10 protein-coding genes are annotated in these 11777 nt (G+C 51.0%); 8 read left to right on the forward strand and 2 right to left on the reverse strand.

What is annotated here, in order from left to right; translation table 11 throughout:
* Positions 1 to 200 precede the first annotated feature (200 nt).
* The 4 genes from dapE (at position 201) to BLP79_RS14805 (ending at position 5511) form a co-directional block, all read left to right on the forward strand.
* Complete coding sequence (gene dapE, locus BLP79_RS14790) at positions 201 to 1346, forward strand: succinyl-diaminopimelate desuccinylase (RefSeq protein WP_090220278.1); 1146 nt, start codon at positions 201 to 203, stop codon at positions 1344 to 1346.
* Positions 1343 to 1768 carry a GNAT family N-acetyltransferase gene (locus BLP79_RS14795; protein ID WP_090220279.1) on the forward strand — a complete coding sequence of 142 codons (426 nt, stop codon included), beginning with the start codon at positions 1343 to 1345 and terminating at the stop codon, positions 1766 to 1768. The genes dapE and BLP79_RS14795 overlap by 4 nt, the downstream gene beginning before the upstream one ends.
* Before the next feature lie 91 nt (positions 1769 to 1859).
* Positions 1860 to 4136 (forward strand): ribonuclease R, encoded by a 2277-nt coding sequence (gene rnr / locus BLP79_RS14800; RefSeq protein ID WP_090220281.1) that lies wholly within the window; start codon positions 1860 to 1862, stop codon positions 4134 to 4136.
* Between the two features lie 112 nt (positions 4137 to 4248).
* Complete coding sequence (locus BLP79_RS14805; RefSeq protein WP_090220282.1) at positions 4249 to 5511, forward strand: lytic murein transglycosylase; 1263 nt, start codon at positions 4249 to 4251, stop codon at positions 5509 to 5511.
* Between the two features lie 11 nt (positions 5512 to 5522).
* On the opposite strand, the gene BLP79_RS14810 is transcribed toward BLP79_RS14805, so the two are convergent.
* A complete protein-coding gene (locus tag BLP79_RS14810; RefSeq protein ID WP_090220284.1) occupies positions 5523 to 6908 on the reverse strand; it encodes an aspartate aminotransferase family protein in 1386 nt (461 codons plus the stop codon).
* Between the two features lie 63 nt (positions 6909 to 6971).
* Positions 6972 to 7637 (reverse strand): GntR family transcriptional regulator, encoded by a 666-nt coding sequence (locus BLP79_RS14815; protein WP_090220401.1) that lies wholly within the window; start codon positions 7635 to 7637, stop codon positions 6972 to 6974.
* A gap of 161 nt (positions 7638 to 7798) precedes the next feature.
* On the opposite strand from BLP79_RS14815, the gene BLP79_RS14820 reads away from it, so the two are divergent.
* The 4 genes from BLP79_RS14820 to BLP79_RS14835 all read left to right on the forward strand — a co-directional run bounded on the left by BLP79_RS14820 (position 7799) and on the right by BLP79_RS14835 (position 11773).
* Complete coding sequence (locus tag BLP79_RS14820; protein ID WP_090220285.1) at positions 7799 to 8884, forward strand: polyamine ABC transporter substrate-binding protein; 1086 nt, start codon at positions 7799 to 7801, stop codon at positions 8882 to 8884.
* A gap of 74 nt (positions 8885 to 8958) precedes the next feature.
* A complete protein-coding gene (locus BLP79_RS14825) occupies positions 8959 to 10086 on the forward strand; it encodes an ABC transporter ATP-binding protein (RefSeq protein WP_090220286.1) in 1128 nt (375 codons plus the stop codon).
* Positions 10086 to 10967, forward strand: a complete 882-nt coding sequence (locus BLP79_RS14830; RefSeq protein WP_090220287.1) for an ABC transporter permease subunit — start codon at positions 10086 to 10088, stop codon at positions 10965 to 10967. Before BLP79_RS14825 ends, BLP79_RS14830 begins: the two co-directional genes overlap by 1 nt.
* Positions 10964 to 11773, forward strand: coding sequence for an ABC transporter permease subunit (locus BLP79_RS14835; RefSeq protein WP_090220288.1), 810 nt, complete (start codon positions 10964 to 10966; stop codon positions 11771 to 11773). The genes BLP79_RS14830 and BLP79_RS14835 overlap by 4 nt, the downstream gene beginning before the upstream one ends.
* The last annotated feature ends 4 nt before the right edge of the window (positions 11774 to 11777 follow it).

Consider the following 11777-nt stretch of genomic DNA (forward strand, 5'->3'; position numbering starts at 1 on the left):
AAGCAAGGTTTGAACCTCAAGTTACGTGATGCGAGCGTGAACGTGCTTTGTGTCATTAGGGAGGAGTACGTAAGTTCGCAAGTAGTGTAAGCCTTACGATTACAGGAGTGTGCGATAGGATGGCAGTGTTATTTTGTCTGCATTGCACCTAATCGCGTTCCACGGTAGGCCTTTTTCACCTCTCAGTTCAGGAGCCTATGATGTCTACCATCGATCCCGTGCAACTCACCGCTGATTTGATTCGTTGTCCTTCTGTTACGCCTGAGGAAGGAGGTGCATTGATTCTGCTTGAAAAAGTACTGAGCGCCGCGGGGTTTACATGTGAACGCGTCGATCGTGGCGGGATTTGCAATTTGTTTGCCCGTTGGGGCGACAAGGGCGCTGAACGTACTTTTGGGTTTAACGGACACACCGATGTGGTTCCATTGGGGGACGAAACTGCTTGGACTATGTCGCCGTTTGGGGCTGAGGTGAAAGACGGTTTTATGTATGGGCGTGGGGCCACTGATATGAAATCGGGTGTTGCAGCTTTTGCTGCGGCCGCCATCGATTTCGTAAAAGATACACCACCCAATGGGGCCATTATCCTGACAATCACCGGTGATGAAGAGGCCGAGGCTTTACACGGTACGACGGCCCTGCTGGATTATATGCAGCGGGAAAATGAAAAAATGGATGTCTGCCTTGTGGGGGAACCGACCTGTCCAAATGAGATGGGTGAGATGATCAAAATCGGTCGCCGGGGATCATTGAATGCATGGTTTACGGTGATAGGTGTGCAAGGACACGCAGCCTACCCACATCGCGCCAAAAACCCGCTGACTGCGATGGTGCGTTTGATGGATATCTTAGCGAGCTATGAACTGGACAATGGGACCGCGCATTTTGATGCGTCTACACTTGCCGTTGTCACTGTGGACACAGGAAACCCGGCAACGAATGTGATTCCGGAACGGTGCAGTTCGGCGGTGAACATCCGGTTCAATGATGCGCATAGCGGCGAAAGCCTTAGCCAGTGGTTGCAGGATGAGGCTGATAAGGTTGCGCAGGCCTATGGTTTGCAAATCGATGTGAAGATCAAGATCTCGGGTGAAAGTTTTATCACTCCCCCCGGTGAGTTGTCAGAGCTGGTGGCGACAGCGGTCGCAGCGGAAACCGGCGTTGTGCCTGCTTTATCCACCACAGGAGGCACGTCTGATGCGCGATTTGTAAAAAATCATTGCCCCGTGGTCGAATTTGGACTGGTTGGAAAAACCATGCACCAGGTGGATGAACGAGTTGAGGTCGCGCAGATTCCACAATTGAAAGCGATTTATACCCGTATCCTGCGAGATTATTTTGCATGACTTGGATCATTGAAGAGACACGTGATTTTTCAGTCTGTCATGCTCTGCGACGTGCAATCTTTATCGAAGAACAAGGTGTGCCCGAAGCAGATGAGTGGGACACTCTGGACGATGACGCGATACATTTAATTGCCACCATTGATGGCTCTCCGGTTGGAACAGCTCGTTTGCTCAGAAATGGTGAGACCGGCAAAATCGGTCGTATTTGTGTGGTAAAGAGCCAGCGAGGAACAGGTCTTGGCGCTGCAATCGTGCGGGCAGCGATTGCGCGTTTGGAAAACGAACCCGAGCTGACACGATTGATGCTTGGCGCGCAAGAATACGCAATTGGCTTTTATGAAAAGCTTGGTTTTACCCTATGTGGTCCCGTTTATGATGATGGTGGTATCCCACATCGCGACATGGAACGGTTGATTAAATAAATTATAGCGCGCGTTATATTGGCGCATTTAGCTGTGTTGGCCTCACATTTTGTTCATGACCTCTATTGAGCAGCGTGATAGGCCCACACATATGAGCCGTATACCCTCCAAGGCCGAAATCCTCGATTGGATCAGCGCCCACCCGACACAGACCTCAAAACGCGATATCGCCAAAGCCTTTGGTATCAAAGGGGCTGACCGCATAGATTTGAAGCGGATCTTAAAAGAGTTGGAGGCCGAAGGTCATCTGCAAAAACGCAGTAAAACCTATCGTGATCCTGAAGGTTTGCCACCAGTCAGCGTTTTGACTGTAAAAGCACCTAATGAGGATGGTGACCTTTTTGCGCATCCGATGGAGTGGCATGGGGAAGGCGAGGCCCCACGCGTATTGGTGATCACACGGGCGTCTGACCCAGCACTTGGGCGTGGCGATAAAATTCTAGCGCGGCTCACCAAAGTATCTGAAGCTGATTACGATTTCGAGGCTCGCCTGATACGTCGGATTGGTACAAACCCAAAGCGGATTTTGGGCCTTTATCGGCAAGGAGCAGAAGGCGGACGTATTGTTCCTATTGATAAAGCCAGCTCAAACGAGTGGTTTGTGCCACCAGAGGCCGCAGGTGGTGCAAAAGATGGAGAATTGGTTGAGGCTGAGCAATCCGGTCCTAAAGGTCGCCTTGGCCTGCCACGGGCACGGATAGTCGAACGCCTAGGTGATCCGACTGCGCCAAAAGCGGTATCGCTGATTGCCATCTACCAGCATGGTATCCCTGACCAATTCCCTGACCGTGTGATAGCAGAAGCAGATCAGGCAAAGCCAATGGGGTTAAAAGGGCGTGAAGATCTGCGTGAATTACCCTTGGTCACAATCGATCCACCTGACGCACGTGATCACGATGACGCCTGTTATGCGCACGCGGATGATGATCCAAACAATCCCGGCGGTCATATCATCTGGGTCGCGATTGCTGATGTAGCTGCGTATGTGAAATCCGGATCTAATCTGGATCGAGAAGCCCGCAAGCGTGGCAATTCCAGCTATTTTCCAGATCGGGTGGTACCGATGTTGCCGGATCGTTTGTCTGGTGATTTGTGCTCGCTGCATGAGGGGGTGCCGCGCCCATGTATTGCAGTTCGTATGCAAATCGATGCTGAAGGCAATAAGATAAGCCATCGCTTTGTCCGCGGGCTGATGAAATCAGCAGCCTCATTGCATTACGCTGAGGTGCAGGCGGCGATGGATGGCCGTGTGTCAGATAAGACTGCGCCGTTTCTGATTAACGTGATTGAACCGCTTTACGCCGCCTATACCGCGCTTTTGCGTGCGCGGGCAGTGCGCCAGCCTTTGGAGTTGGATCTGCCAGAGAGAAAAATTGTTCTGGATGATCACGGTCAGGTCACGTCTGTTGCTTTCCGGGATCGCTTGGATGCGCACCGTTTGATTGAAGAGTTCATGGTTCTGGCGAATGTGGCGGCGGCTGAAACATTGATCGAAAAGCGCGCACCACAGCTGTTCCGGGTGCATGAAGAGCCTGCAGACGACAAATTGGATGCATTGCGCGAAACAGCACGTGCCGCTGGGTTGAACCTCGCAAAAGGACAGGTTTTGCAAACGCGCCACCTGAACGGTCTGTTGGATGCGGCAGCGGGGACGGATGATGCAGAGTTGATCAATATCTCAACCCTGCGTTCGATGCAGCAGGCGTATTATTCTCCTGAAAATTTTGGCCATTTTGGTTTGGCTCTCCGCAATTATGCACACTTTACCTCTCCGATACGGCGCTATGCGGATTTGATTGTTCATCGTTCGTTGATCAAATCTCATGTATGGGCAGAGGATGGACTGTCAGAGCAGGATGTTGAACAGCTTGAAGAGACTGCGAAGCAGATCTCAGATACAGAGCGCCGTTCAATGGTTGCCGAACGAGATACAACAGATCGCTATCTGGCGGCCTATTTGTCAGAACGTGTGGGGAATGAGTTTTCGGGCCGCATCAGTGGAGTTGCGCGATTTGGCGTGTTTGTAAAACTGGATGAAACCGGAGCGGATGGTTTGGTGCCTGTGCGAAGTATCGGGCGTGAATTTTTCCACTTTGATGCTGAAATAGGCGCATTGACTGGTGTCGATACAGGAATGACACTTTCAGTGGGGCAACGGGTCACGGTGCGTTTGTCTGAAGCAACAGCGATCACAGGTGGCATTGAGCTTGAACTGTTGACCCTGGAAGATGCCAAATTGCCAGATAGCGGAAGAGGACGTGGGCGCGGTCGTCGCAGTCCCGCGGGACGTTCTCCTAAGCGCAAGGCGGCGAAATCAAAATTGAAAGCTGCAAAGACCAAACGCAAGGTTGAACGCCGACGCAAGTAAACTCTCGCGCTGTGTGATCCGGCGAAACTTCTCTCATGAGGGTTGCAAGGGCTTTTCTGATTGTCACAGTTGCGTGTACAATTGGGGAAAATAGAGCGTATTGAGGTGGATCATGTATCGATTGATTGTCGCACTTTTAGTGAGTTTCGGATTTAGTCAGGCGACATTTGCAACGACTTCAACGTCTTTGCGTCCGCTTGCTCGGCCAGACAGTCTTACGCTTTCTACACGTCCAGCCCAGCCGGTTGCGGTTAGAAACGATAGCCTAAGCGCTTGGGTTGCCGATTTTTATCCACGTGCCCGTGCCGCGGGCATTTCAGGTCGCACCTTAGACCGGGCATTTGCTGGCGTGACCTATGATGCAGATGTTATTCGGCGTGACAGCAACCAAGCTGAGTTTAGCAAAGCCATTTGGGAGTATCTGGACAGCGCAGCATCACAGACACGTATTCGCAACGGACGCACGGCCTTAGAAAAGCACAAGACCACGCTCCGCGAGATCGAAGCGCGATATGGTGTCGACAAAGAGATTGTCGTTGCGGTGTGGGGTTTGGAAAGTGCCTACGGTACCTTCAAAGGTAGCAATGATATCATTCAGTCCCTTGCCACCTTGGCTTATGATGGCCGTCGTGGCGCATTTTTCGAAGAACAGCTGATAGCTGCATTGAAAATCTTGCAGAGCGGGGATGTGGCGCCACGTCAGATGACCGGGAGTTGGGCTGGCGCGATGGGGCATACGCAGTTTATGCCAACCTCTTATCTGTCATATGCGGTTGATTTCACCGGCGACGGAAAACGGGATATCTGGTCAGACAATCCGACGGATGCTTTGGCATCAACTGCAGCATATCTGGCAAACTTTGGATGGGTTCCAGGGCAACCTTGGGGCATTGAGGTCAAACTACCGCAGAATTTTGACTATCGCCTCGCCAACCGGGAAATCACCAAATCACCGCGCGGCTGGGCTCGTCTGGGCGTTACAGATCTGAATGGGCGCGCAGTAAAAAATCATGGAGAAGCCTCTATTCTCTTGCCTGCAGGCAGCGGCGGTGTGGCCTTTATGATTTTCAAAAATTTCGCAGTGATCGAACGGTACAACACTGCAGATGCCTATGTCATCGGAGTTGGCCATCTGGCAGATCGCATAAAAGGGCATTCTGCTTTTAAAACCGCATGGCCACGTGGCGATCGAGCGTTGTCGTTCAAAGAGCGGCAAGAAATGCAGCGCCGCTTGACGCGTGCAGGGTTTGATACCCAGGGTGTAGATGGGCGCATTGGTCCAAAGACCATTGCTGCTATTCGAGACTATCAAACTGCGAATAGGCTATTACCGGATGGCTACGCCTCACTACGGCTATTACAAAAACTGCGATAGATGCAAAGGGGCTAGATCAGCCCCTTTTCTTTTAGGATTTCATGGCACTCATCCAGTGATGTGCGCGCACGGGCAATAAGTGTATCGATTTCATCCGTGCTGATCACCAGTGGTGGTGCGATGATCATCCGGTCGCCCACATGGCGCATGACGAGGTTGTTTGCAAAGCAGCGCTCTCGGCAAATATAACCAACAGTTCCAACCTCTGCCTCAAAAGGTGCACGCGTTTCTTTGTTTGGAGTTAGCGCGATTGAACCCATGAGGCCGACTATCTTTGCCTCTCCCACCAGAGGATGGCCTACCAGCGCTTGCCATTTTTCGGCCAGATAGGGGGCTACAACATCCTTTACGTGGGTTATGATATTTTCATCTTCCAAAATGCGTAGATTTTCCAATGCGACGGCGGCCGCAACCGGATGGCCTGAATAGGTGTATCCGTGATTAAATTCACCCTTGGAGATGATTGATGCCACCTCATCACTGACAATCGATCCACCAATGGGGGCATAGCCAGAACTCAGCCCTTTGGCGATTGTCATAATGTCTGGTCGAATGCCGAGCGTTTCAGAGCCAAACCATTGCCCTGTGCGGCCAAATCCGCAGATAACCTCATCTGCAATCAACAAGATTTCATATTTGTCGCAGATCCGTTGGATCTCTGGCCAATAGCTGTCAGGCGCCACAATGACACCACCGGCCCCCTGGACGGGTTCCGCAATAAAGGCCGCAACACGGTCTTCGCCGAGGTCTAAAATCGCTTTTTCCAGCTCTTGTGCCCGCTGCAGGCCAAACTCTTTAGGTGAAAGCTCTCCTCCATCTGCCCACCAGTCTGGTTGGTTGATGTGATGGATGTCTGGGATCGGCATGCCGCCTTGTGCATGCATGCCGCTCATCCCCCCCAAAGAACCGCTGCCTACGCTGGATCCATGATAGGCATTGTGCCGACTGATGATGATAGATTTGGATGGCTTATTTTTCATTGCCCAGTAGTGGCGCACCATACGAATATTGGTGTCATTGGCTTCGGACCCTGAACCGGCGAAAAACACATTGTTCAAATCGCCGGGGGCAAGCTCTGCAATCTTTTGGGCCAGAGCAATAGCGGGTACATGTGTGGTTTGGAAAAAGGTATTGTAATAGGGGAGTTCACGCATCTGGCGGGCTGCGACGTCCGCCAGCTCATCACGGCCATAGCCGACATTGACACACCATAAGCCTGCCATCGCATCCAGAATTTCATGACCATCGCTATCTGTCAGCGTCACACCTTTGGCGCGCGTGATTACCCGTGCCCCTTTTTGAGACAGCTCACTATTGCAGGTAAATGGGTGCATATGATGCGCAGCATCCAAGGCCTGCAATTCAGCCGTGGGTAGGTGATTGGAGATCATGGACATGAGACAGGCTCCTAAAACAATGCTGCTCTCAAAATATGATCAAATTATGCGCTGTCAATCGAATCAGCTGGCTTCTGTGAGACCCTCCATGATTTGTTCCATGCCCTGAACTACATCCCGTTCCATTGCCAATGCGGCCACTTCGCCGTCGTGTTTGTATAGCGCTGCAAGAATGTCTTTGTGGCGATCTGGAACGCTCTGGGTGCCAAGCCGTCCACAGACCATACGTAGGGACGGGCCAAAACGAAGCCAAAGGCGTTCTGCAAGATCCGCCAAAATAGGAGTCTCTGCGTGGCGATAAAGCGCATTGTGAAACGAATAGTTGTGGACCAAGTATCCCCGAATATCACCTTCGGCGATAGCCTGATCAAGCATCAGGTCGATATGTTCAAGGTTTGAAATATCGTTGGTCTTAATGTTGATGGCGGCGCGGTGTGCCAGCTCACATTCGATTGATTTTCTTGCGTAAACAATCGCTTCGACATCAGATATTTTTAGTATTGGTACAGAGATACGCCGGTTGTCTTTGAACACCAATGCGCCATCTGAAATCAGGCGTCGGATTGCTTCGCGTACAGGTGTCATACCAACTTCAAGCGCGTTCACAAGTCCCTGTATGGTTATGGGTTGGCCTGGCGCCAGCTCTCCAAACAATATCTGTGCGCGAAGTCGCTGATAAACAGCTTCGTGTGCGGGCTGTTTTTCGCTCCTGTCGGATGGAAGTGCCATCTCAATACCGGATTGTTTCAACACGATTGCCCCTACTGATTTTTAGGCAGAGTGCACCAAGAATTGGAACCTGCAAACATAAAGATATTGCGGGCGAGAGTGAAACTTGATCAAATCTCATTAGCCGGGCGTTGAAACCGGTGTATTCAGGGGAGAGACTGATGTCGTTGAAATCCGTCACACTGGCAGCTGTTGCTGCTGCTAGCGCCTCGGCTGCATTTGCCGAAGAAGTCCGTGTTTATAATTGGTCTGACTATATCGACGAAAGCCTTCTGGCAAAATTTGAAGAAGAGACAGGGATCAAGCTCATTTATGATGTGTTTGACAGCAATGAACTGCTCGAAACTAAAATGCTTGCTGGTGGATCGGGATACGACGTTGTTGTTCCAACGGGCTCTTTTATGGCGCGCCAGATCGAAGCAGGTGCGTTTCAGAAATTAGACCCGTCTAAGCTTAGCAATTTGGGCAATATGTGGGATACGATTTCAACACGTACAGCGCTTTATGATCCCGGCAATGAGTATTCTATCAACTACATGTGGGGCACCACAGGGATTGGCAGTAATGCTGCAAAGGTCAAGGATGCATTGGGAGAGGATGCGCCCGTAGATTCTCTTGCATTGGTGTTTGATCCTGCGAATATGGAAAAGCTCGCGGAATGCGGGGTTTATTTCTTGGATGCGCCAGATGAAATCATCCCAGCGGCGCTGAAATACATAGGTGAAGATCCCAATAGTCAGGATGTGAAAATCATCGCAAAGGCCGAAGCAGTTTTGCAAGCTGTGCGCCCCTATGTGCAGAAATTCCACAGTTCCGAATACATCAATGCACTTGCAAATGGTGAGATTTGTGTAGCCGTTGGCTGGTCTGGAGACATCCTGCAAGCGCGCGATCGTGCAGCAGAGGCCGAAAACGGTGTAGAGATCAGCTATCACGCTCCAAAAGAAGGTGCGTTGATGTGGTTTGATCAGATGGCTATTCCCGTAGATGCGCCAAATCCTGATGCTGCGCATAAGTTTCTGAATTTCATGATGGATGCACATAACATGGCGGCTGCATCAAACTACGTGTATTACGCCAATGGTAACAAGGCGAGCCAAGAGTTCTTAGAAGCAGATGTGATCGAAGATCCGGCGATTTACCCAGACGCTGCCACGCTTGAAAATCTCTACATCAAAGAAGCTTACCCGATCAAAGCGCAGCGAACCGCCACGCGTCTTTGGACAAAGGTCAAATCTGGCACCTAGGTGCCATTTGCGAAAAGGCTAGGGGGGCTTTGTCCTTCTAGCTTTGCCTGCTCCCTGTTGTAGAAAGATTTGGCGTGTCCTCTCCTGAATTTGCTCCATGGGATGATCCCAGCGCGCAGCCGTTGATCCAGTTTAAGAACGTGACCAAACGGTTTGGCTCGTTTACCGCAATTGATGATCTGGCTGTTGATATATACGAGCGCGAATTTTTTGCCCTGTTAGGCGCTTCCGGCTGTGGGAAAACAACGATGATGCGGATGTTGGCGGGGTTCGAAACGCCGACCTCAGGGCAAATCATGCTTGCGGGGCAAGAGATTGGAGCGGTTCCGCCCAACCTGCGTTCGGTGAATATGATGTTTCAGTCTTACGCGCTGTTTCCGCATCTGAGCGTCTGGGACAATATTGCTTTTGGTTTGCGGCGGGAACGAATGGCCAAAGACTTGATCAAGGCTCGCGTTGAAGAGATGTTGCGCCTGACCCGACTTGAAAAATTTTCCGGTCGTAAACCCCATCAGATCTCGGGAGGACAACGACAGAGGGTCGCGCTGGCGCGCTCTTTGGCCAAAGCGCCGAAACTTTTGTTGTTGGATGAACCGTTGGGTGCACTGGATAAGAAGTTGCGCCAAGAGACGCAGTTTGAGCTGATGGATATTCAGGAAAAAACCGGTACAACCTTTGTGATTGTCACGCATGATCAGGAAGAGGCGATGACGGTTGCCTCGCGCGTTGCAGTTATGGATGAAGGTCAAATCATTCAGATCGCGACACCCGATAAAATCTACGAAGCGCCAAATTCGGTTTATGTTGCTGATTTTATTGGTGATGTGAATATTATAACCGGCACAGCCCGGCCAAATGGGGCACAGCAATACGATATTCACTGGTCTGAAGGGCATGCGCCTTTGTGCGCGCAGTCCGTGTCTACTTTTTCAGATGGTCAAAGCTGTCATTTGGCGATCCGCCCGGAAGAAGTGCTGATTTCGGCTGAAAAGCCTGAAAACGCTGACAATACTATGCAAGGTAAAGTGTTGGATATTGCTTATCTCGGCAATATCTCCACCTATCATGTGGAATTGCCGAATGGCACGGTTGTGAAGGCACAGATTGCTAATACGCGGCGGATTTCGCGCCGCGCGTTTACATGGGAAGACCCCGTTTGGCTATCTTGGGCAGCCAGCGCTGGGGTGTTGTTGGCTAAGTGATGCGGCGCTTTTTGCTCATCCTGATACCCTATGCATGGCTTCTTGCTTTGTTTTTGGTGCCTTTTGCCATTGTTTTTAAAATGGCCCTGTCAGATATCGCAGTGGCGCGCCCGCCTTACTTTCCCCAGTTTGATTGGGCGGAAGGCATTTGGGTATTTCTTGCTGAGCTTGATTTTGAAAATTTCGTTTGGCTGACAGAAGATGATCTGTATTGGAAAGCCTATCTTAGCTCGTTGAAGATTGCGGCTATTTCTACTCTGCTTGCGCTTTTGGTGGGGTATCCCATGGCCTACGGTATGGCACGCGCGCCAGAACAATGGCGGCCCACCTTGATGATGTTGGTGATCTTGCCGTTTTGGACAAGTTTTCTGATCCGTGTTTATGCATGGATGGGGATCTTATCAAATGAGGGTTTTCTAAACCAATTTTTGCTGTGGACTGGCGTTATTTCAGCGCCCTTAACCATCCTGAACACGAATTGGGCGGTGTATATCGGGATCGTTTACACATACTTGCCTTTTATGATTTTACCCATTTATGCTGCGCTTGAACGTATGGATGGAGCGTTGATCGAAGCCGCAGAAGATCTGGGCTGTTCGCGCCTGTCTGCGTTTTGGCTGGTCACGTTTCCTCTGTCTCGCCCTGGGGTGATTGCCGGTAGTTTTTTGGTCTTTATTCCGGTTTTGGGTGAGTTTGTGATCCCGTCACTTCTTGGCGGCTCTGATACGCTGATGATTGGTAAAGTGCTTTGGGAAGAGTTCTTTTCCAATCGAGACTGGCCCGTCGCCTCGGCCGTGGCGGTTGTTCTTTTGTTACTGCTTATCGTGCCGATCGTTCTGTTTCAGCGCAATCAGCAAAAGCAACAGGAGGCAGATAGATGATCCGTATGAGCTGGTTCAACACCGTATCGCTGACGCTTGGCTTTGCCTTTCTCTATATCCCCATGCTGATTTTGATCCTGTTCAGCTTCAATGAAAGCAAATTGGTCACGGTGTGGGCTGGGTTTTCGACCAAGTGGTATAAGGAGCTGTTTCAGAACGAAGCGTTTTTGTCAGCGGCTTGGGTCACACTTAAGGTTGCTGTGCTGTCGTCGACCTTTGCGACGGTGCTTGGAACGATGGCCGCGCTCGTGCTGGTGCGCGCTGGGCGGTTCTGGGGGCGCACGCTGTTTTCGGGGATGATATATGCGCCTTTGGTGATGCCCGAAGTGATCACCGGTCTGTCGCTGCTTTTGCTCTTTATCGGGATCGGTCTTGATCGTGGTGTGCTGACGATTGTCTTGGCTCACACTACGTTTGCTATGTGTTATGTCTCCGTCGTGGTGTCCTCTCGTCTGGTGAGCTTTGATCGTTCTTTGGAAGAAGCAGCATTAGACCTTGGCTGTACGCCCCTGGATGCGTTTCGACTGGTCACTTTGCCAATCATTGCACCTGCAGTCATTTCTGGATGGCTTTTGGCGTTTACGCTGTCGCTTGATGATTTGGTGATCGCCTCGTTCACCTCTGGACCTGCGGCGACCACCTTACCGATCAAGATATTTTCGGCGGTACGTCTTGGAGTGAGCCCTGAAATCAACGCGTTGTCGACGCTGATGATTGCAATTGTCGCTGTTGGTGTGATCTCAGCCTCGCTTGTCACCAAGAGACAGGTCTTGCGCCGCCAGAGAGACGTGCAGGCAGCGCAATAGATAT

Source organism: Epibacterium ulvae (assembly GCF_900102795.1).
In the GTDB taxonomy this organism is placed as follows: Bacteria; Pseudomonadota; Alphaproteobacteria; order Rhodobacterales; family Rhodobacteraceae; genus Epibacterium; species Epibacterium ulvae.